This is a genomic window from Pantoea sp. B566 (genome assembly GCF_024793925.1).
GTDB lineage: Bacteria > Pseudomonadota > Gammaproteobacteria > Enterobacterales > Enterobacteriaceae > Pantoea > Pantoea ananatis.
Map to the genome: position 1 here is coordinate 3,728,426 of NZ_JANUQL010000003.1, position 20,024 is coordinate 3,748,449.

The 20,024-nt window shown below is 53.2% G+C and carries 19 protein-coding genes; 12 read left to right on the forward strand and 7 right to left on the reverse strand.

Features of this window, described 5'->3' with window-relative positions:
* The first annotated feature begins 137 nt into the window (after window positions 1–137).
* Window positions 138–485, forward strand: a complete 348-nt coding sequence (erpA, locus tag NYE92_RS18910) for an iron-sulfur cluster insertion protein ErpA (RefSeq protein WP_013024674.1) — start codon at window positions 138–140, stop codon at window positions 483–485.
* Between the two features lie 30 nt (window positions 486–515).
* Here the strand turns inward: erpA and NYE92_RS18915 are convergent, their stop codons facing one another.
* The 3 genes from NYE92_RS18915 to mtnN form a co-directional block, all read right to left on the reverse strand.
* On the reverse strand, window positions 516–767 hold the full coding sequence (locus NYE92_RS18915; protein ID WP_014606555.1) for a hypothetical protein: 252 nt from the start codon (window positions 765–767) through the stop codon (window positions 516–518).
* Between the two features lie 141 nt (window positions 768–908).
* Window positions 909–1,703: a vitamin B12 ABC transporter substrate-binding protein BtuF gene (btuF, locus tag NYE92_RS18920; RefSeq protein ID WP_078828868.1), complete on the reverse strand. Its 795-nt coding sequence runs from the start codon at window positions 1,701–1,703 to the stop codon at window positions 909–911.
* Window positions 1,696–2,394, reverse strand: a complete 699-nt coding sequence (gene mtnN, locus NYE92_RS18925) for a 5'-methylthioadenosine/S-adenosylhomocysteine nucleosidase (protein ID WP_013024677.1) — start codon at window positions 2,392–2,394, stop codon at window positions 1,696–1,698. The genes btuF and mtnN overlap by 8 nt, the downstream gene beginning before the upstream one ends.
* Before the next feature lie 92 nt (window positions 2,395–2,486).
* On the opposite strand from mtnN, the gene dgt reads away from it, so the two are divergent.
* The 4 genes from dgt to NYE92_RS18945 all read left to right on the forward strand — a co-directional run bounded on the left by dgt (window position 2,487) and on the right by NYE92_RS18945 (window position 8,143).
* Complete coding sequence (gene dgt, locus NYE92_RS18930) at window positions 2,487–3,977, forward strand: dGTPase (protein WP_014606552.1); 1,491 nt, start codon at window positions 2,487–2,489, stop codon at window positions 3,975–3,977.
* Window positions 3,978–4,110: 133 nt separating this feature from the next.
* A complete protein-coding gene (gene degP, locus NYE92_RS18935) occupies window positions 4,111–5,565 on the forward strand; it encodes a serine endoprotease DegP (protein ID WP_013024679.1) in 1,455 nt (484 codons plus the stop codon).
* 176 nt (window positions 5,566–5,741) lie between these two features.
* Window positions 5,742–6,899 (forward strand): CdaR family transcriptional regulator, encoded by a 1,158-nt coding sequence (locus tag NYE92_RS18940; RefSeq protein ID WP_014606551.1) that lies wholly within the window; start codon window positions 5,742–5,744, stop codon window positions 6,897–6,899.
* A gap of 32 nt (window positions 6,900–6,931) precedes the next feature.
* Entirely contained in the window at window positions 6,932–8,143 is a 1,212-nt protein-coding gene (locus NYE92_RS18945; protein ID WP_014592956.1) for an alginate lyase family protein, read from the forward strand.
* Window positions 8,144–8,226: 83 nt separating this feature from the next.
* Here the strand turns inward: NYE92_RS18945 and NYE92_RS18950 are convergent, their stop codons facing one another.
* The 4 genes from NYE92_RS18950 to map all read right to left on the reverse strand — a co-directional run bounded on the left by NYE92_RS18950 (window position 8,227) and on the right by map (window position 13,248).
* The gene (locus NYE92_RS18950; RefSeq protein WP_006117754.1) at window positions 8,227–8,619 is read right to left on the reverse strand and encodes a DUF3461 family protein; all 393 of its coding nucleotides are present in this window, start codon (window positions 8,617–8,619) and stop codon (window positions 8,227–8,229) included.
* A 216-nt stretch (window positions 8,620–8,835) separates the two neighbouring features.
* Complete coding sequence (dapD, locus tag NYE92_RS18955) at window positions 8,836–9,660, reverse strand: 2,3,4,5-tetrahydropyridine-2,6-dicarboxylate N-succinyltransferase (protein ID WP_014592957.1); 825 nt, start codon at window positions 9,658–9,660, stop codon at window positions 8,836–8,838.
* Window positions 9,661–9,740: 80 nt separating this feature from the next.
* The gene (gene glnD / locus NYE92_RS18960) at window positions 9,741–12,389 is read right to left on the reverse strand and encodes a bifunctional uridylyltransferase/uridylyl-removing protein GlnD (RefSeq protein ID WP_013024683.1); all 2,649 of its coding nucleotides are present in this window, start codon (window positions 12,387–12,389) and stop codon (window positions 9,741–9,743) included.
* Between the two features lie 64 nt (window positions 12,390–12,453).
* The gene (map, locus tag NYE92_RS18965) at window positions 12,454–13,248 is read right to left on the reverse strand and encodes a type I methionyl aminopeptidase (RefSeq protein WP_013024684.1); all 795 of its coding nucleotides are present in this window, start codon (window positions 13,246–13,248) and stop codon (window positions 12,454–12,456) included.
* Between the two features lie 318 nt (window positions 13,249–13,566).
* On the opposite strand from map, the gene rpsB reads away from it, so the two are divergent.
* The 7 genes from rpsB (at window position 13,567) to cdsA (ending at window position 20,021) form a co-directional block, all read left to right on the forward strand.
* Window positions 13,567–14,292, forward strand: a complete 726-nt coding sequence (rpsB, locus tag NYE92_RS18970; protein WP_014592960.1) for a 30S ribosomal protein S2 — start codon at window positions 13,567–13,569, stop codon at window positions 14,290–14,292.
* A 183-nt stretch (window positions 14,293–14,475) separates the two neighbouring features.
* Window positions 14,476–15,327, forward strand: coding sequence for a translation elongation factor Ts (gene tsf, locus NYE92_RS18975; RefSeq protein ID WP_013024686.1), 852 nt, complete (start codon window positions 14,476–14,478; stop codon window positions 15,325–15,327).
* Between the two features lie 154 nt (window positions 15,328–15,481).
* Entirely contained in the window at window positions 15,482–16,207 is a 726-nt protein-coding gene (gene pyrH / locus NYE92_RS18980) for a UMP kinase (protein ID WP_006117760.1), read from the forward strand.
* Window positions 16,208–16,350: 143 nt separating this feature from the next.
* Window positions 16,351–16,908, forward strand: a complete 558-nt coding sequence (gene frr, locus NYE92_RS18985; protein WP_013024688.1) for a ribosome recycling factor — start codon at window positions 16,351–16,353, stop codon at window positions 16,906–16,908.
* Window positions 16,909–17,018: 110 nt separating this feature from the next.
* Window positions 17,019–18,215 (forward strand): 1-deoxy-D-xylulose-5-phosphate reductoisomerase, encoded by a 1,197-nt coding sequence (gene ispC / locus NYE92_RS18990; RefSeq protein WP_064373232.1) that lies wholly within the window; start codon window positions 17,019–17,021, stop codon window positions 18,213–18,215.
* Window positions 18,216–18,392: 177 nt separating this feature from the next.
* Window positions 18,393–19,145: a (2E,6E)-farnesyl-diphosphate-specific ditrans,polycis-undecaprenyl-diphosphate synthase gene (ispU, locus tag NYE92_RS18995; RefSeq protein WP_013024690.1), complete on the forward strand. Its 753-nt coding sequence runs from the start codon at window positions 18,393–18,395 to the stop codon at window positions 19,143–19,145.
* Window positions 19,146–19,163: 18 nt separating this feature from the next.
* Window positions 19,164–20,021, forward strand: coding sequence for a phosphatidate cytidylyltransferase (gene cdsA / locus NYE92_RS19000; protein WP_013024691.1), 858 nt, complete (start codon window positions 19,164–19,166; stop codon window positions 20,019–20,021).
* The last annotated feature ends 3 nt before the right edge of the window (window positions 20,022–20,024 follow it).

The following is a 20,024-nucleotide window of genomic DNA, read 5'->3' on the forward strand; positions in this document are numbered from 1 at the left end:
GCTGACGAAAGGCCGCTATAATCATCAAAGTGAATCCGGCACAGAGTGCGAAGCTGAAAGCTTGATTGCGCCGGGTCGCTGGCAGATAATAGCAATATTGAGGTCGTTTTCTGACCCGGACGTTTACGGAGTAACTCATGAGTGATGAAGTAGTAGCACTGCCGTTGCAGTTTACCGACGCAGCAGCCAAAAAAGTTAAGAATCTGATTGCTGACGAAGAGAACCCGGCACTGAAGCTGCGTGTGTATATCACTGGTGGTGGTTGCAGCGGCTTTCAGTATGGTTTTACATTCGACGATCAAATGAACGACGGCGACATGACCATTGAAAAGCAGGGCGTCTCGCTGGTGGTTGATCCCATGAGCCTGCAGTATCTGGTGGGCGGTTCTGTGGATTACACGGAAGGGCTGGAAGGATCGCGCTTTATCGTCACCAACCCTAACGCCAAAACCACCTGCGGCTGCGGGTCGTCATTCAGTATCTGATTATCGGGCCGCCTCAGCGGGCGGCCTCGGCTACCATTCAACCGTCACCAGACGATCGTTCGTCCCGCTGCTTCCCTGTCGCTTTAACACCGTTTGTGTCACGCGCGGCTGTGCGTTTATCTGACGACCGCACTCAACCTGCGGCACAGACTGCCCCATTGAACGGTTAACTTCACAACGTGAATAGATGACGAGTCTGACGTTAATAGAGCCGGTCGTCGATCCCGCGTAGGCCTGCTGCGCGATCAGAAGCCCTATGGCCAGAAGCGGTGCTTTGGTCATATTTAAATTCCTGGTGTAGTCGAATGCACTAAGCGCTAAAACGGACATCGGGCATACGTGGCACGTGTCTCATACTTAAAATTAACGGCAGTCAGGGTGATTTCTTTAGTTGACGGTGTAACGCATGCAGAACCGACAGCATTATTTAACCGGGTGCAGGCCTTTACACAGTTGGTCGGCGGCTAACAGGATGCGCGGTCCCGGACGGCTGAGCCAGTCGTCGTTAATGGCAATCACGCTGACGTTAAGCTGCGGTCGCCAGAACTGCGCCGTGTGACTCGCCTGCTGTGCATCACCTGTTGTGACGATGACCTGCGGATGGCGCATCAGCACCTGTTCCCGGCTCACCTGGGGCCAGCTCACCGCACTGTCGGCAAAGATATTCTGCCCGCCACACAGCCTGATGATATCGTTTTGCAGCGTCGCCTTAGCCGCGGTAAACATGGGCGAAAAGCCAAACTGCAGAAAGACGGGAATGGGATGTTGTGTGTGATAGCGCTTCCGCAAAGCCGCTTCCTGCTGGCGCAGCTCCCCGGCGGCTTGTGCGGCACGTTGCGGCGCTGGACTCCACTTTGCTAATCCTGCCAGTGCATCAATCATGCCATCCAGCGTTGCGGCATTGACCCATTCAACCTTAATACCCAACTGCTGCAGCTGGTCTACCTGACGCTGCGGATTGCCGCCGCGCCACGCCAACACTACGTCGGGTTTAAGCTGCAAAATACGTTCAAGATTGATGCCCTGCCAGTTAGCGACCTGTTCAATGTTTTTTGCTTCAGGCGGATAGCTGGACCAGGCGCTGACCGCAATCGGGGTAATACCTGCGGCAAAGGCGAGCTCAGTCAGATGGGGAGCAAGGGTGATGACTCGGGGTGGGGCAGCATACAGGCTGCTGCTCAACAGCAGCAGCCAGCACAACAACAGCCGTTTAGCCACGAGCCAGACGGGCCAGCAAATTTTCAACCATCAGTGACGACTGGCTGGCCGCGACGCTCAGAAACTCGTCAAAACTCAGGTGTGATTCCTTGTCGGCCACGTCGGAAATCGCTCTGACGACCACAAAAGGCACCTGGAACTGATGACAGACATGGCCGATGGCGGTCGCTTCCATTTCAACCGCAATAGCCTGTGGGAAGGTCGCCCGGATGCGCGCCAGGGGCTCAGCCCCGTTGATAAACGCATCGCCGCTCACCACCAGGCCGCGAACCGCGTTCAGGTTGAGCTGCTTAATGCAGGCTTCCGCCTCGGCAATCAGGGTGCTGTCAGCCGTAAAGGCAGCCGGACAACCTGCCATCTGGCCCGGCTCATAGCCAAACGCGGTCACATCGGCATCGTGATAGCGCACTTCTTCCGACACCACGATATCACCTACGGCTAACGTCGGGGCTAAACCGCCTGCGGAACCGGTATTAATAACGAGATCGGGTTTACACAGCTGCAGCAACAGCGTGGTGCCAAGGGCTGCCGAGGTTTTACCAATGCCTGATTTCAGCAAGGCAACGTCAACACCATTGAGTGTGCCAGTGTAAATTTCACAGCCCGCCAGAGACAGAGTCTGACGATTTTCAATTTTGTCACGCAGCAGGGTCACTTCCTGCTCCATTGCGCCAATGATGCCTGCTTTCATTTTGCGTCTCGCTAATGTAATGAATGTAAAAATCGGGCATAGTCTATCATGGCACTGACAGGATCATTTCACGAAAAAATAAGGGGACAGGTATGGCGGCGATCAATTTCAGGAAGAAGATCAGCTTCACTCGCCCTTATAGCAACCGTAAAGATCCGCAAGGTGAATATTTTATTACCCGCCATTTTGAAAGCGATCGTGGACGCATCATTAATTCGGCGGCCATTCGCCGACTGCAACAAAAAACCCAGGTCTTTCCGCTTGAGCGCAACGCCGCCGTCCGTTCACGCCTGACGCATTCGCTTGAAGTGCAGCAAACCGGTCGATATATCAGCAAAGAGATTCTGCAAACCTTAAAAATGCAGGGTGGGCTGGCAAAATATGGACTGGACGACATGGAAGGGGCCTTTGAAAGTCTGGTCGAAATGGCGTGTCTGTTGCATGACGTCGGGAATCCTCCGTTCGGGCATTTTGGCGAAGCTGCCATTAACGACTGGTTTGAAGATAATCTGGCTGCCGAACTGGTCGATCCGCTGGTGGCTGGCGTCGAAAGCGAAGAGCAGCGCCAGTCCTTTGATCAAATGAACGCTATGATTCGTCAGGATTTATGCCATTTTGAAGGCAATGCCCAGGCGATCCGTATGGTGCACACCTTGCTGCAGCTCAACCTGAGCTACTCTCAGGTGGCCTGTATTCTTAAATATACCGCGCCGGCATGGTGGCAGGGTGAGAAACCGGCCGAATTTAGCGTATTAATGAAAAAACCGGGCTTTTATTTGTCTGAGCGGGAATATATCAGCGATCTCCGTGCCGCGACGCATCTGACGGAGCATCATCGCTTCCCGCTGACCTATATCATGGAAGCGGCTGATGACATTTCATATTGTATTGCCGATCTGGATGACGCCGTCGAAAAAGCCATTTTCAATGTCGACAGTTTGTATGAATTCCTCAGCAAAGCCTGGGGGCCAATAAATAACAATGATGCGTTCAGCCGTACCGTAGGTGAGGCCTGGCGCGAAGCAGGAAGTAAAAAACGCCGCAGCCGAAGCGATCAATTTTTCATGTCCCTCCGGGTTAATGTTCAGAACGTTCTGGTCACCTATGCCGTTAAACGTTTTATCGACAATCTGCCCGCTATTTTTGACGGAAACTTCAACCATGCATTATTAGAAGATGGCGGCGAAGAGGGGCGTTTATTACAAATATTTAAAACTGTAGCACGGCAGCAGGTGTTTAATCATTCCGAAGTTGAACAGCTGGAGCTGCAGGGTTATCGCGTCATAAAGGGGTTGCTTGAAATATACCAACCGTTAATGATGTTGAATTATGAAGACTTTACTACACTGATAAATGAAGATTTTTTGCGCAACCATCCGATTGAGACACGTCTTTTCCATAAACTTTCCGGAAAGCACAGAAAAGCCTATCTGTATAAAATGCGCACGCTGGTTGTTGAACACAAATATGAGCGTTTGTTATGGGAACGTTATTATCGCTTTCGTCTGATTCAGGATTACATTAGCGGCATGACCGATCTCTATGCCTGGGATGAGTACCGTCGTTTGATGGCGGTGGAATAAGCGGAGAATTGTAAAGAGCGCGAATAAATTTTTACCTTTGCCTAAAACTTTTCGAGGAACTTCGCGCTAAAACATTTATCTCAACATTCGACCACAGCAATGGTCAGTATATCCATCATTGTGAGATACCAAAATGAAAAAAACCTCGTTAATGTTAAGCGCTCTGGCGCTTAGTCTTGGCATGGCACTGACCCCTGTGAGTGCTTTCGCTGCGGAGACATCCTCTTCCGTTTCATCTTCCCCAAGCCAGCCGTTGCCAAGCCTTGCCCCCATGCTGGAGAAGGTGATGCCTTCCGTTGTGAGCATCAGCGTGGAAGGCAGTACAACGGTCAAAACGCCGCGTATGCCGCAGCAGTTCCAGCAATTTTTTGGCGATAATTCGCCTTTCTGTCAGGACGGTTCTCCGTTCATGGGCTCGCCGCTGTGCCAGGGCGCGGGCGGGAGCGGCGGCGGTGCGCCTGCAGGCCCGGATACGCAGCAGCAAAAATTCAGAGCGCTGGGTTCTGGCGTGATCATTAACGCAGAAAAAGGCTATGTGGTAACCAACAACCATGTGGTCAACGATGCGACGAAAATTCAGGTCAAACTGAGCGATGGTCGTAGCTACGACGCCAAAGTCATCGGCAAAGATCCCAGCTCGGATATAGCGCTGATTCAGCTGGAAGGCGCGAAAAATCTGACCGCCATTAAAATGGCTGACTCCGATAATTTGCGCGTTGGCGATTATACCGTAGCAATCGGTAATCCCTATGGTCTGGGCGAAACCGTAACCTCGGGCATCGTGTCGGCGTTGGGACGCAGCGGCCTCAACGTTGAAAACTACGAAAACTTTATCCAGACCGATGCCGCGATTAACCGCGGTAACTCGGGTGGCGCGCTGGTGAACCTCAACGGTGAGCTGATTGGTATTAACACCGCGATTCTGGCCCCAGACGGCGGCAACATTGGTATTGGTTTTGCCATCCCCAGCAACATGGTGAAAAACCTGACCGCACAGATGGTGGAGTATGGTCAGGTGAAACGCGGTGAGCTGGGTATCATGGGAACAGAGCTCAACTCTGAACTGGCTAAAGCGATGAAGGTCGATGCGCAGCGCGGCGCCTTTGTTAGTCAGGTCGTGCCCAATTCCGCAGCAGCGAAAGGCGGTATTAAAGCGGGTGACGTGATCGTTTCTATGAACGGCAAGCCGCTCACCAGCTTTGCCTCGCTGCGCGCTGAAGTCGGCTCTTTACCGGTAGGCACGACGCTGAAGCTTGGCCTGCTGCGTGATGGCAAACCGCTGGATGTCTCCGTGCAGCTGCAGCAGAGCACCCAGGACAAAGTGCAGTCCGCTACGATTTACACCGGCATTGAAGGTGCAGATCTGAGTAATAACGCAGGCAAAGAGAAAGGCGTGCGGGTCGATAGCGTGAAAGCGGGCAGTGCGGCGGCAAGAGTGGGTCTGAAAAAAGGCGACCTGATTCTTGGCGTCAACCAGCAGCCAGTAACCAACTTAGGGGAACTACGCAAGATCCTCGATACCAAACCACCGGTACTGGCGCTGAATGTGCAACGTGGCGACACATCGCTCTACCTGCTGATGCAGTAATCACTGCTTGATGCTTATCAGGCGGACTTCGGTCCGCCTTTTTTATAGCACAGATCACAAATGTGATGCCTGCCGCATTTCTGCCAAAGCCGGCGCGGCTATGGGCGAATGCATAATGTTCTCCGCGTGTCACACGGCTATTCTGTCCTTCCTCTCATATGACTCAGGAGATAAGGATGGCTACCTGTCATCTCGACGCGCGGCTGGCGCAGGAAATTGTTGCGCGCACCATGAAAATCATTGATGGCAATGTCAACGTGATGGATGCGCGTGGGCGAATCATTGGCAGTGGTGACAGGGAGCGCATCGGGGAGTTGCATGAGGGCGCGCTGTTGGTGTTGTCTCAGGGGCGCATCGTGGATATCGACGATGCTGTGGCAAAACATCTGCACGGCGTGCGGCCAGGCATCAACCTTCCGCTACGTATTGACGGGGCGATCGTGGGCGTCATTGGCCTGACAGGCGAGCCGGGCGCACTGCGTCACTATGGCGAATTAGTCTGTATGGCGGCAGAGATGATGCTGGAGCAGGCCCGACTATTACATATGCTGGCTCAGGACAGCCGACTGCGTGAAGAGCTGGTGCTCAACCTGATAAGAAGTGATGCGCTGACGCCACAGCTGACAGAGTGGGCACAGCGCCTGGGGATCGATCTTAATCAGCCCCGCGTGGTGGCGGTGATCGAAGTCGACAGCGGGCAGTTAGGCGTGGACAGCGCCATGTCTGAATTACAGCAGCTGCAAACCTTACTCACCACCCCCGTTCGGGATAACCTGATAGCCATTGTGTCGCTAACCGAAATGGTCGTACTGAAACCGGCATTAAACACACACGGACGTTACGACCGTCACGATCATCGCAAGCGGGTTGAGCAACTGATGCAGCGAATGAACGAAAGCGGTCATCTGCGCATGCGTATTGCGCTGGGCAACTTCTTTACCGGTCCGGGCAGCATCGCCCGCTCTTACCGCACTGCGCGCACCACCATGGCCGTTGGAAAGCAGCGCATGCCAGACGTCCGCAGCTATTTTTATCAGGATCTGATGCTGCCGGTATTACTGGACAGTTTACGCGGTGGCTGGCAGGCGAACGAGCTGGCACGTCCGCTGGAAAAACTGAAAAGCATGGACAGCAACGGTTTACTGCGCCGGACCTTAAGCGCCTGGTTCAGCAATAACGTCCAGCCCGGCGCAACATCACGCGCGCTGTTTATTCATCGTAATACGCTGGAGTATCGACTGAATCGGATCGCTGAGTTAACCGGACTGAACCTTGGTCATTTTGACGATCGATTACTGCTGTATATTGCGTTACAGCTGGATGAGCAGGGCTGATGACGCTGCTTATGAAACCATGAGGACGCCCGATGCGTATATTGCCCGCCATACTTTGCCTGCTAATCGTTACGTTTACCTGCCAGGCACGGCCTGACAGCCTGATTTTTCTCTCTACTGATGCCCTGATGAATACCCGGCAGGCTTTGCAGAATCATCAGGCGAGCACACTGACGGAACAGGCCTGGCGTCAGCTGCAACATCAGGCAGAAAAGGCGCTCAGCCAGCCCGATCCCAGCGTGATGGATAAGGGGCTGATGCCGCCCAGCGGATCGCGGCATGACTATCTGAGCCTGAGCGCCTACTGGTGGCCGGACGGAAAGCAGAAAACGGGGTTGCCCTGGATTCGTCGGGATGGTGAGATTAATCCCGACACGAAAAATAACCAAACCGACGGCGTGCGGCTGGCGCGCTTTAGCGCAGATGTACAGACACTCTCGCTGGCCTGGTTCTTTTCTGGCGATGCACGCTATGCCAGCAAAGCACAATCGATGATCCGCCACTGGTTTATCGATCCTGCCAGCCGTATGAATCCAAACCTGAATTATGCCCAGGGGATTCCAGGCAGGACGCCTGGCCGTCATGATGGCGTACTGGATGGGCGCTATTTTGCGACCCGCATTGTTGATGCGCTGGTGCTGTTGCGCCAGTCACCCGGCTGGCGCGACAGCGACGAGGCGGCGTTACATCGCTGGTTCAGTGACTATCTTAGCTGGCTGCAGACCAGCCAGCTGGCGCAACAGGAGCGGGATGCCCCAAATAATCATGGCAGCTGGTACAGCGTACAGGTTGCCGGTATTGCCGCTTACCTGGGCAAAAACACGGTGATCGCTGATATGTCGGCGCTGGCCAAACGAAAAATTGATGGGCAAATACAGAAAGAGGGGACTCAGCCACTTGAGCTGGCGCGAACCCGCTCCTTTCATTACAGCGTCTTTAATTTGCAGGCGCTAACCGCTATCGCGGCGTTGGCTTCTCAGCGTGGGCTGGACGATCTCTGGCACTATCAAAACAAGCAGGGTGGCTCGCTACTGGCGGCGCTGGATTATATGGCGCCCTTTAGCGATCCATCACGCCGCTGGCCGTGGAAAACCCGCGAACGCCAAAGCGAGCGGTTAATCCCCTTACTGCTGTTGGCTGACGTCACACTTAAGTCAGAACGTTACCAATCCTGGATTGATCGTCCTGAATGGCGTACCGGCTCAGCAGAGGTGCTACGTGATGTGGTGTTACTCAGGCGATAGCCGCGCAGATTGCCAATAAAAAAGGCCAGACGCGTCAAGTGAATCACACTTAATGCGGCTGGCCTGATGTAAATCTGAAATAATTAACGGCCGCTGCGGGTCAGTTTTTCCAGATCGGATTCAATTTCGGCGATTTTATGGGAAACGACGCCTTCAAGATGACGCAGATCATCAAGGATTTTACGTTTCAGATCGACTTCCACCTGATCGCGCTGGCAGATCTGGTCCAGTTCATCGATCACATAACGCAGGTTCGGGCTGATTTCCTGCACTTCGCGATAGCCTTGTGACGCGTTATCAGCAACGACGGTCTTGCGCTGGCGAGGATATTTAAATTTCACGCTTTTGGCGAAAAATTCACCTTTATCTTTGCGGAAATAAATTTTCAAAATATCGTTATTCGCTTCCTGACGCAGGCTGTAGCGATCGATATCGTCAGGGTTACTAATGCCTAAGCTCTTAATATTGTCATACATAATTATTTTCCACCAATTGATAGGCGCGCAGAATTGTTCATGACTTAATGACTATAGACATAAATAACATGAATCAGTGCGCAACAGGATTTAACTGGCGCGAATTATGACCTGGATGAAAAGTAAACGCACCTGTTGGTTCGTGTAGAAAAACAACATTACCCGTAACAGCTGTAAACAAAAGATGACGGGCTGCCGAACAGCCCGTCCGACAGATTAGTCGATCGTACGCAGCAGTTCATTGATGCCGGTTTTTGCCAGCGTTTTCGCATCAACTTTTTTCACAATGACTGCGCAGTAAAGGCTGTAGCTGCCATCTTTAGACGGCAGGTTACCGGATACCACGACCGAGCCGGCAGGCACGCGACCGTAGTGGATTTCGCCGGTTTCACGGTCATAAATTTTGGTGCTCTGACCGATATAAACACCCATTGAAATCACGGAGCCTTCTTCAACGATCACGCCTTCAACGATTTCAGAACGTGCGCCAATAAAGCAGTTATCTTCAATGATGGTGGGGTTGGCCTGGAGCGGCTCAAGTACGCCACCGATTCCTACACCACCGGATAAATGTACGTTTTTACCAATCTGCGCACAGGAACCGACGGTTGCCCAGGTATCAACCATTGTGCCTTCGTCCACAAAGGCGCCGATGTTCACGTAGGAAGGCATCAGAACCGTGTTGCGCGCAATAAAAGCCCCTTTGCGAACGGCTGCGGGCGGCACCACGCGGAAGCCGGCTTCTTTGAAGCGCGCATCGTCCCAGTCGGCAAACTTCATCGGCACTTTGTCGTAAAAACGGGTTTCAGCCCCTTCCATCACCTGATTGTCATTAATGCGGAAAGAGAGCAGAACGGCTTTTTTCAGCCACTGATGCGTTACCCATTCGCCGTCGATTTTTTCAGAAACGCGCAGTTCACCACTGTCCAGTTTGGCGATAACCTGATTGATCGCCTCGCGGGTTTCAGTATCCACACTGGTCGGGGTGATGTCGGCGCGACGTTCGAAGGCAGATTCAATAACACTCTGTAACTGTTGCATATTTTTTCCTGATCTGTCATTTGTGGTGCCAGCCAGTGACCGGCACGGGTAAAAAGTTGATGTTCACAAATTGAAGCGGGTCACACTTTATCGTTTGGATTAAGGGCTTCTGTCAACCGTTGTTGCAACGTCTGACGCATTTCCTCATCCAGTGCCTTGCGTTCGCTATTGGCTAAAATAAACAAATCTTCCACGCGCTCGCCAATGGTGCTGATGCGCGCACCATGCAGAGAGACGCCGAGATCGGCAAACACTTCCCCCACGCGCGCCAGTAAACCGGGCTGATCCAGGGCTACCAGCTCCAGATAACTGCGGCGATCGGTGTGAGTTGGCAGGAAATTAACTTCGGTATCCACGCTAAAGTGCTTGAGCCTGGCGGCCTGACGACGGGTGCGCGGCGGCACCCACTCTCTCTGGGTTATCGCCTGCTCCAGCGCCTGAATGATCATCGCATGACGATCGGGCGACAGGGGACTGCCATCCGGCTCCAGTACAATAAAGGTATCCATCGCCATGCCATCGCGGCTGGTAAAAATTTGCGCATCATGCACGCTGAGGTTGCGACGATCCAGCTCTCCTGCCACGGCGGCGAACAGGTGCGGGCGATCGGGACTCCAGATAAAAATTTCAGTCCCGCCGCGCGTTGCCTGCGGGCTGACCAGCACCAGCGGTTGATTAAGATCGTGTCCCAGTAAGTGGCGGGCATGCCAGGCAATCTGGTTGGGCGTATGGCGCAGAAAATAGTCGGCGCGACAGCGATTCCAGATGTGATGTAACCGCTCTTCATTGATGTTGTCCATACGCAGCAGCGCCAGCGCCTGCAGGCGGTGATGACGTACGCGTTCCCGCAGATCCGGACTGTTTTCCATGCCGCGACGCAGCTGTTTTTCGGTGGCGAAGAACAACTCTCGCAGCAGACTTTGCTTCCAGCTGTTCCACAGGCTCTCATTGGTGGCGCAGATATCAGCCACCGTCAGGCACACCAGATAACGCAGTCGGTTTTCGTTCTGCATGACCTCGGCGAACTGCTGAATCACCGTGGGGTCCTGAATATCACGACGCTGCGCGGTCACGGACATTAACAGATGATGCCGTACCAGCCATGCGACAAGCTGCGTTTCACGCGAGTTAAGGCCGTGCATCTCGGCGAACTCCAGCGCATCCTGCGCGCCAAGAACAGAGTGATCGCCGTTACGTCCTTTCGCAATGTCATGCAGCAGCGCCGCCATCAGCAGTAACTCTTGCTGAGGCAGGCGCGGCCAGAGTTCAACGCATAAAGGATGTTGTGGACGCGTCGCTTCGTTGGCAAAACTTTCCAGCTTCTGAAGAACCCGAATGGTGTGCTCATCCACGGTATAGGCGTGGAACAGGTCAAACTGCATCTGCCCAACGATCTGACCCCAGAGCGGCGTATAGGCCCAGAGTACGCTATGGCGATGCATCGGAACTAATGCACGACTGACCGCACCGGGATGACGCAGGATCGACATAAACAGACGGCGTGCTTCAGGCAACTGACAGAGCGGCTGCTTAAGATGGCGACGTGTGTGGCGCAGGCGGCGCAGCGTGGTCGAATAGATCCCTTTGATGTTGTCATTGCGCACCATGACGTAAAACATGCGCATTATCGCCTGAGGCTCCCGATCAAACAGCGTTTCATCGCGCAGATCGATCAGGTTACCCCGTAGCTGAAAGTCATCATCAATAGCGCAGGGTTTTTCATTGGTAGAGAGGGCCAGAATGGCTTCATCGAACAACTGCAGCAGCATCTGGTTCAGTTCGCCGATACGACGCGTGACGCGATAAAAATCCTTCATCATGCGTTCAACCGGCTCGTTGCCTTCGCCCTGATACTGAAGGCGCTGGGCAACGCTAAGCTGGCGATCGAACAGTAGCCGGTTGTCATAACGCGGCAGCAACAGATGCAGCGCAAACCGAATCCGCCAGAGAAAGGCCTGGCATTCATTCAGTTCGGCGCGTTCGGCGTCGGTCAGAAAGCCAAAGCCCACCATCTCGTCGAGCGTTGTCGCGCCGAAGTGCCGTCGCGCAACCCACTGTAACGTATGAATATCACGTAAACCGCCCGGGCTGCTTTTAATATCCGGTTCCAGGTTGTAGCTGGTACCGTGATAGCGCGTATGACGCTCTTGTTGCTCTTCAATTTTGGCGGCAAAAAAGCGGGACGACGGCCAGAAGCCATCGCTAAAGACATTTTTCTGCAGTTCGAGGAACAGCGCGACATCACCGGCCAGCATCCGCGCTTCAATCAGGTTGGTCGCCACCGTCAGGTCGGATAGGCCTTCCAGCAGGCATTCTTCAAGGCTACGCACGCTGTGGCCCACTTCCAGTTTGAGATCCCACATCAGCGTCAGCAGCGCGCTGGCGCTTTGGGCGGCCTCTTCGTTAAGCGGCTGGCGGCTGAGAATCAATATGTCAATATCGGAAAGCGGGTGAAGCTCACCCCGACCATAACCCCCGACAGCAACCAGAGCGATGGATTTCATGCTGTCGAAGCCAAAGTAACGCCACAGGCGACGCAGAAGGCGATCGATAAACAGGGTTCGGGCATGAATCAGATTCTCTGCCGCCTCACCGCTATCAAAGGCCGCCGCCAGGTGCTGTTGAAAGCACTCCAGGCGCTGCTTGAGTATTTCACGTGATAGCTGATCGTCCTGCCACTCGCCAGGCGAATCATTCAGACCGTTTTTCACTTCTTGCGACAGGCTCATGCAGCGTTCTCATCAGTAACCATAAAAAAACCGGCAGAGCGCCGGCCTTTTATCAGGGGAGGAATTACGCCTGGTTAACTAACACCGCGGGAAGGGTGTCGTCTTTACGCAGGGTTAAAATCTCACAGCCGTTATCCGTCACCACAATAGTATGCTCGTACTGCGCCGACAAGCTGCGATCTTTGGTTTTCACCGTCCAGCCGTCTTTCATGGTACGAATGCGATAATCACCGGCGTTCACCATCGGTTCCACGGTAAAGGTCATGCCGGCCTGCAGGACGACACCGCTGTCGTCTGCATCGTAGTGCAGAACCTGTGGCTCTTCATGAAAGCCCTTGCCGATGCCATGACCGCAGTATTCACGCACCACTGAGAAGTCATTCGCTTCAACATATTTCTGGATAGCGCGGCCCAGCTCGCGCAGGCGAATACCCGGCTTCACCAGACGCAGTGATAAATAAAGGCTTTCCTGAGTCACGCGGCACAGGCGCTCACCCTGGATCGTCGGCTTGCCGACGATAAACATTTTCGAGGTATCGCCGTGGTACTCGTCTTTAATCACGGTCACGTCGATGTTAACGATGTCGCCATCTTTCAACGGACGATCGTCGCTCGGAATACCGTGACAGACCACTTCATTTACCGAGATGCAGACGGATTTCGGAAAACCGTGGTAACCCAGGCAGGCAGAAATCGCCTGCTGATGCTGAGTAATGTGTTCGTGGCAGAGACGATCCAGTTCACCCGTGGTTACGCCAGGCTGTACATGGGGTTCGATCATTTCTAACACTTCGGCGGCGAGGCGGCCAGCGACGCGCATTTTTTCGATTTCTTCGGGGGTTTTAATTGAGATTGCCATTAAATTATTCCGCTGCTGCTGAAATTTTCAGCGATAATGAATGCTGTGCTCTCATGTTAACAGCAAGCCAAAAGAGCTGCCAAACAGAGAACGCGCCACAGGCCGTAAGCGAACATTTATTGGCGTCCAAAGCGGGATTGTGGTATAAAGCGCGCCGACGATTCTCTGTATGGCCGTTAAAGTCTGCGGGAAACGCAATAATCTCACTATGTGTAATAAAACACACATGTATCGACACATACGCCGGGGTGCCTTGAAAGAGGTCGGTTGTATGGGATACATGGAGGCCCAACCCCAATTAAACTAGAGGTAGTAATAATGGCAACTGTTTCCATGCGCGATATGCTCAAGGCTGGTGTTCACTTCGGTCACCAGACCCGTTACTGGTGCCCAAAAATGAAGCCATTCATTTTCGGTGCGCGTAACAAAGTTCACATCATCAACCTTGAGAAAACTGTACCAATGTTCAACGACGCTCTGGCTGAGTTGACCAAAATCTCTTCCCGTAAAGGTAAGATTCTGTTCGTTGGTACTAAGCGCGCTGCTGCCGAAGCGATCAAAGAGTCTGCACTGAGCTGCGACCAGTTCTTCGTAAACCACCGCTGGTTGGGTGGCATGCTGACAAACTGGAAAACCGTTCGTCAGTCTATCAAACGTCTGAAAGAGCTTGAGACGCAGTCTCAGGACGGCACTTTCGACAAACTGACCAAGAAAGAAGCGCTGATGCGCGCTCGTGAACTGGCCAAGCTGGAAAACAGCCTGGGCGGTATCAAAGACATGGGCGGTTTGCCGGATGCACTGTTTGTTGTCGATGCTGACCACGAACACATCGCAATCAAAGAAGCAAACAACCTGGGTATCCCAGTATTTGCTATCGTTGATACTAACTCTGATCCAGATGGCGTTGATTACGTTATCCCAGGTAACGACGATGCGATCCGTGCTATCAACCTGTACCTGACTGCCGTTGCGACCACCGTTCGCGAAGGCCGCTCTCAGGATCTGGCTGAGCAGGCTGAAGAAGCGTCTTTAGAAAACGCTTAATTAAGGTTTGCTCTGCATAAGAGCCCTTAGCATTCAGATGTGATCTGTAAGGGGCCAAACATGGCCCCTTTATTTTATCCAAGTCTGTTACGCCCCTGTTCAGGACGGCGGGACAGAGTAAATTTTCCGCAAATAAGTACCTTCTGACGCACTTGTGCTCAGGTACGAACCGAGGATTCTGGAATGGCTGAAATTACCGCTGCATTGGTAAAAGAACTGCGTGAGCGTACTGGCGCAGGCATGATGGACTGCAAAAAAGCGCTGACTGAAGCGAGCGGCGACATCGAGCTGGCGATTGAAAACATGCGTAAGTCTGGCGCAATTAAAGCAGCGAAAAAAGCGGGTAACGTTGCTGCTGATGGCGTAATCAAAACCAAAATCGTTGGTAACTACGGTGTGATTCTGGAAGTGAACTGCCAGACTGACTTCGTAGCAAAAGACGGCGGTTTCCAGGCGTTTGCTGATAAAGTTCTTGACGCTGCTGCGGCTGACCGCATCACCGACGTTGAAGTGCTGAAAGCACAGTTCGAAGAAGAACGTGTTGCCCTGGTTGCTAAAATCGGCGAGAACATCAACATTCGTCGCGTTGCTCTTCTGGAAGGCGAAGAACTGGGCAGCTACCTGCACGGCGCACGTATCGGCGTTCTGGTTTCTGCCAAAGGCGCTAACGAAGATCTGATCAAACAGATCGCAATGCACGTTGCGGCAAGCAAACCTGAGTTTGTTAAGCCAGAAGACGTTTCTGCGGAAGTGGTTGATAAAGAATACCAGGTTCAGCTGGACATCGCGATGCAGTCTGGTAAGCCAAAAGAGATCGCAGAGAAGATGGTTGAAGGCCGTATGAAGAAATTCACCGGTGAAGTCTCTCTGACCGGTCAGGCATTCGTTATCGATCCAAGCAAAACCGTTGGTCAGGCGCTGAAAGAGCAGGGCGCTGACGTGATCAACTTCATCCGCTTTGAAGTGGGCGAAGGCATCGAAAAAGTTGAGACTGATTTTGCTGCTGAAGTTGCAGCAATGTCCAAACAGTCTTAATGATCTGAAAGAACCGCCAGATGGCGGTTCTTTTTTGTCTGCCACAGGCAAAAGATACGTTTTCAGTTTCATCCCAATAGTAATTCTTTTGCTCTAAGCGGATGATTGATCGGAATTACTTCTTATTCATCATATCTTCCAGGACGAATTGACCATGGCGACCAACGCAAAACCTGTTTATCAACGTATCCTGCTAAAACTCAGTGGCGAAGCACTTCAAGGTGCAGAGGGTTTTGGTATCGACGCGAGCGTGCTTGACCGCATGGCTCAGGAAGTCAAAGAACTGGTCGAGCTGGGTATCCAGGTGGGCGTTGTGATTGGCGGCGGTAACCTGTTCCGCGGAGCCGGCCTGGCGCAGGCGGGCATGAACCGCGTTGTGGGTGACCACATGGGGATGCTCGCTACGGTAATGAACGGCCTGGCGATGCGTGATGCACTGCACCGCGCGTACGTCAATGCCCGTCTGATGTCCGCGATTCCCCTCAACGGCGTTTGCGATAACTACAGCTGGGCAGAAGCCATCAGCCTGTTACGTAATAACCGTGTGGTTATCTTTTCTGCGGGTACGGGCAATCCTTTCTTCACGACGGATTCAGCCGCCTGTCTGCGTGGTATTGAAATCGAAGCGGATGTGGTGCTGAAAGCCACGAAAGTTGACGGTGTTTACTCGGCCGACCCGGTGAAGCACCCTGATGCAACGCTGTATGAAAAACTGACTTATGCGGAAGTGCTGGATCAAGAGCTTAAAGTGATGGATCTCGCCGCGTTTACGCTGGCGCGCGATCACAAACTGCCAATCCGCGTTTTCAATATGAACAAACCTGGCGCATTGCGTCGCGTAGTGATGGGTGAAAAAGAAGGTACCCTGATTACGCATTAATACCCGAGGCGAGATAAAATAAGGTATATTCTGTCAGTGCGGTAATGTTTAGCCGTGCACCAGTCAGGATTATCGATGATTATCGATCCCGCTTCCGGTGATGCCGGAACTGGCCAGGTCAAACCGAATCCAAGGGTTTTAACGTGATTAACGACATTAAAAAAGATGCTGATACGCGCATGGACAAATGCGTCGAGGCATTCAAAACCACTATCAGCAAGGTACGCACAGGCCGTGCTTCACCTTCTCTGCTCGACGGCATTATCGTTGAATATTACGGTACGCCGACGCCACTGCGTCAGCTGGCTTCCGTTACCGTTGAAGACTCCCGCACGCTGAAAATCAACGTGTTTGATCGCTCTCTCGGCCCGGCCGTTGAAAAAGCGATTATGGCGTCCGATCTTGGCCTCAATCCAAACTCAGCGGGTTCGGACATTCGTGTTCCGCTCCCTGCGCTGACGGAAGAGCGTCGTAAAGATCTGATTAAAATCGTACGCGGTGAAGCCGAGCAGGGACGTGTGTCTGTACGTAACGTTCGTCGCGACGCCAACGATAAAATCAAAGCGTTGCTGAAAGATAAAGAAATCAGCGAAGACGACGAACGTCGTTCGCAGGATGAAATCCAGAAAATGACCGATGCGCACATCAAGAAAGTTGATGCGGCACTGGCCGAAAAAGAAGCGGAGTTGATGGACTTCTGATTCCATCATCGCCGACCAAAACGCCGTACAGAGAGGCATTCTGACAGAATGTCACCTCTGGCGGCGTTTTACATTGTGCCCCACGCTTTCACCTCTACATGGACAGCATTATGAAGCGATTAACTCTGCTCGGTTCAACCGGTTCGATAGGCACCAGCACGCTGGCAGTCGTCAGTGCCAATCCTACGCGCTATCAGATCACGGCGCTGGTTGCCGGTAAAAACGTGGCCCTGATGGCTGAGCAGTGCGTACAGTTCCAACCCCGCTATGCGGCGATGGCAGACGAAGAAGCCGCTACTGCGCTACGTGAGCGACTGAGAGCATTGAAGGTGAAGACTGAAGTGCTCTCCGGCGTTCAGGCAGCCTGTGAACTGGCCGCGCTGGATGAGGTTGACCAGGTGATGGCGGCGATTGTAGGCGCCTCAGGTTTACTGCCCACGTTGGCAGCGATTCGCGCGGGTAAAACCGTCCTGCTGGCGAATAAAGAATCCCTGGTGACGTGCGGCCGTTTATTTATGGAGGCGGTGCGCCAGCATAGGGCGCAGCTGTTGCCGGTAGACAGCGAGCACAATGCGATTTTTCAGAGTTTGCCCGCTACCATCCAGCATCAGTTAGGTTACGCTGACCTGCAGAATAACGGCATTGAGTCGATTATTCTTACGGGATCGGGTGGCCCTTTTCGTGACACAAATTTAGCGGATCTGCGCAATATGTCGCCAGATCAGGCTTGTGCACATCCGAACTGGTCAATGGGGCGTAAAATCTCGGTTGATTCGGCCACCATGATGAATAAAGGTCTTGAATACATTGAAGCTCGTTGGCTGTTCAACGCCAGTGCCGCGCAGATGGAAGTGATTTTGCACCCCCAATCGGTGATCCACTCCATGGTGCGTTACTGCGATGGCAGCGTGCTGGCACAGTTAGGTTCACCTGACATGCGAACCCCTATCGCCCACAGTATGGCCTGGCCAGCGCGTATTCACGCTGGGGTCACACCGCTGGACTTTACCCGCATGTCGGCGCTGACGTTCTCAGAACCTGATTTTGGCCGTTACCCCTGTCTTAAACTGGCAATTGATGCCTGCGAGGCCGGGCAGGCGGCCACCACCACGCTTAATGCTGCCAATGAGATCGCCGTGGCGGCGTTCCTGAATCAGCGAATTCGTTTTACCGATATCGCAGCGTTAAACAGCGCAGTGCTGTCATCGCAGCACGGCCAGGAACCGGATTCAGTGGACGCTGTCATCGAAATCGATCGTATGGCACGCGCCGCTGCGACCGAAATGTTGCCACGCTTCACGGCATAACAACGATTGCGTTGAGGCTATTTGTTCGCTTCAGGTGAAAATGTTATAGTCGCTGGCTCGCGTTTAACGGTCTGTCACCAAATTCGGTGTGGCCTGGCAGACAGTGCCGGGATTTGTACCGGGCGCAATGTATTCAGAAACCACAGCATTTCTGATGAAAGGAATTGATTACGCGTTATGTCGTCTGAAAATCACAACAACACCGATGACCAACAGGGAACCGGTCCACGCCACGTCGCTATCATTATGGATGGCAATGGCCGTTGGGCTAAGAACCAGGGAAAACTGCGTATCTCCGGTCACAAAGCGGGCGTGAAATCAGTACGTCGCGCCGTTAGCTTTGCCGTCAGTAATAATCTTGAAGCGTTAACGCTTTACGCCTTTAGTAGCGAAAACTGGAGCCGTCCTGCGCAGGAAGTCACTGCCTTGATGGAGCTGTTTGTCTGGGCGCTGGACAGTGAAGTGAAAAGCCTGCACAAGCATAATGTTCGCTTACGCATCATTGGCGATATCAGCCGCTTCAGCCCCCGCATTCAGGAACGTGTCCGTCGGGCAGAAGCGCTGACGGAGAATAACGATCGACTCACGCTAAACATTGCTGCGAACTACGGCGGGCGATGGGATATTATCGAAGGCGTTAAAAAGTTGGCTGAACAGGTTCAGGAAGGCTTGTTACGCCCTGATCAGATAACCGAAGAGAGCCTGACGTCGCAACTGTGCATGAACCAGTTGGCGCCAGTGGATTTAGTGATAAGGACCGGGGGAGAGCATCGGATTAGCAACTTCCTGTTGTGGCAAATTGCCTATGCGGAATTCTATTTTACTGATGTGCTCTGGCCGGATTTTGATGAACACGTTTTTGAAGGTGCACTGAATGCATTCTCTCTGCGGGAGCGACGCTTTGGCGGCGCTGCACCAGGCGGCGCCTGAGCAATCTGGGGGTAACCTTTGCTGAAGTCTCGTCTGATCACCGCGCTGATTCTCATCCCGCTGGTGATCGCTGCATTGTTCTGGTTACCGCCTGTTGGCTTTGCAATTATTACGATTATTATCTGCATGCTGGCCGCCTGGGAATGGGGGCAGCTGTCTGGTATGGCATCGCGTCAGCAACGGATCTGGCTCGCGCTGATATGCGGTCTGGCTCTGACGCTGATGCTGTTTACGCTTCCTCCCTACGAACATAACGCGCACCTGCCGCAGGTGGCGGGCTGGCTGTGGGCCTCACTGGCCTGGTGGATTGCTGCGCTGTTACTGGTTCTGTTCTATCCTGCCTCTGCTGCGTTATGGCGGACTTCCCGACCCTTGCGTCTGCTGTTTGGTGCGTTAACGGTCATTCCTTTCTTCTGGGGCATGATGGCGCTCCGCCAGTATCACTACGAAGCCGATCACTTTGCCGGTGCCTGGTGGCTGCTGTTTGTTATGTTTCTGGTATGGGGCGCCGATTCCGGTGCCTACATGTTCGGCAAACTGTTTGGCAAACATAAGCTGGCGCCAAAAGTGTCGCCCGGTAAAACATGGGAAGGTTTTCTGGGCGGACTGATCTCTTCTGCGCTGATTGCCGTCCTGTTCGCCAGTTTTGCGCCGCTTTCCGTTCCCACCGGCACGCTGGTGATCTGCGCCGTGATTTCCACCCTTGCTTCGGTACTGGGCGATCTGACGGAAAGCATGTTTAAACGCGAGGCCGGTATCAAAGACAGCGGGAGCCTGATTCCCGGACATGGCGGTATTCTTGACCGCATCGACAGCCTGACAGCAGCAGTGCCGGTATTTGCCTGTTTATTGCTGTTGGTGTTTCAAACACTTTAAGGG

Coding starts and splice junctions, on each gene's coding strand:
- NYE92_RS18915 (WP_014606555.1), bottom strand. CDS start 767: ATGACCAAAGCACCGCTTCTGGCCATAGGGCTTCTGATCGCGCAGCAG.
- NYE92_RS18940 (WP_014606551.1), top strand. CDS start 5,742: ATGGCTACCTGTCATCTCGACGCGCGGCTGGCGCAGGAAATTGTTGCG.
- dapD (WP_014592957.1), bottom strand. CDS start 9,660: ATGCAACAGTTACAGAGTGTTATTGAATCTGCCTTCGAACGTCGCGCC.
- ispU (WP_013024690.1), top strand. CDS start 18,393: ATGTCGTCTGAAAATCACAACAACACCGATGACCAACAGGGAACCGGT.
- rpsB (WP_014592960.1), top strand. CDS start 13,567: ATGGCAACTGTTTCCATGCGCGATATGCTCAAGGCTGGTGTTCACTTC.
- NYE92_RS18950 (WP_006117754.1), bottom strand. CDS start 8,619: ATGTATGACAATATTAAGAGCTTAGGCATTAGTAACCCTGACGATATC.
- mtnN (WP_013024677.1), bottom strand. CDS start 2,394: ATGAAAGCAGGCATCATTGGCGCAATGGAGCAGGAAGTGACCCTGCTG.
- erpA (WP_013024674.1), top strand. CDS start 138: ATGAGTGATGAAGTAGTAGCACTGCCGTTGCAGTTTACCGACGCAGCA.
- NYE92_RS18945 (WP_014592956.1), top strand. CDS start 6,932: ATGCGTATATTGCCCGCCATACTTTGCCTGCTAATCGTTACGTTTACC.
- ispC (WP_064373232.1), top strand. CDS start 17,019: ATGAAGCGATTAACTCTGCTCGGTTCAACCGGTTCGATAGGCACCAGC.
- map (WP_013024684.1), bottom strand. CDS start 13,248: ATGGCAATCTCAATTAAAACCCCCGAAGAAATCGAAAAAATGCGCGTC.
- glnD (WP_013024683.1), bottom strand. CDS start 12,389: ATGAGCCTGTCGCAAGAAGTGAAAAACGGTCTGAATGATTCGCCTGGC.
- degP (WP_013024679.1), top strand. CDS start 4,111: ATGAAAAAAACCTCGTTAATGTTAAGCGCTCTGGCGCTTAGTCTTGGC.
- tsf (WP_013024686.1), top strand. CDS start 14,476: ATGGCTGAAATTACCGCTGCATTGGTAAAAGAACTGCGTGAGCGTACT.
- dgt (WP_014606552.1), top strand. CDS start 2,487: ATGGCGGCGATCAATTTCAGGAAGAAGATCAGCTTCACTCGCCCTTAT.
- pyrH (WP_006117760.1), top strand. CDS start 15,482: ATGGCGACCAACGCAAAACCTGTTTATCAACGTATCCTGCTAAAACTC.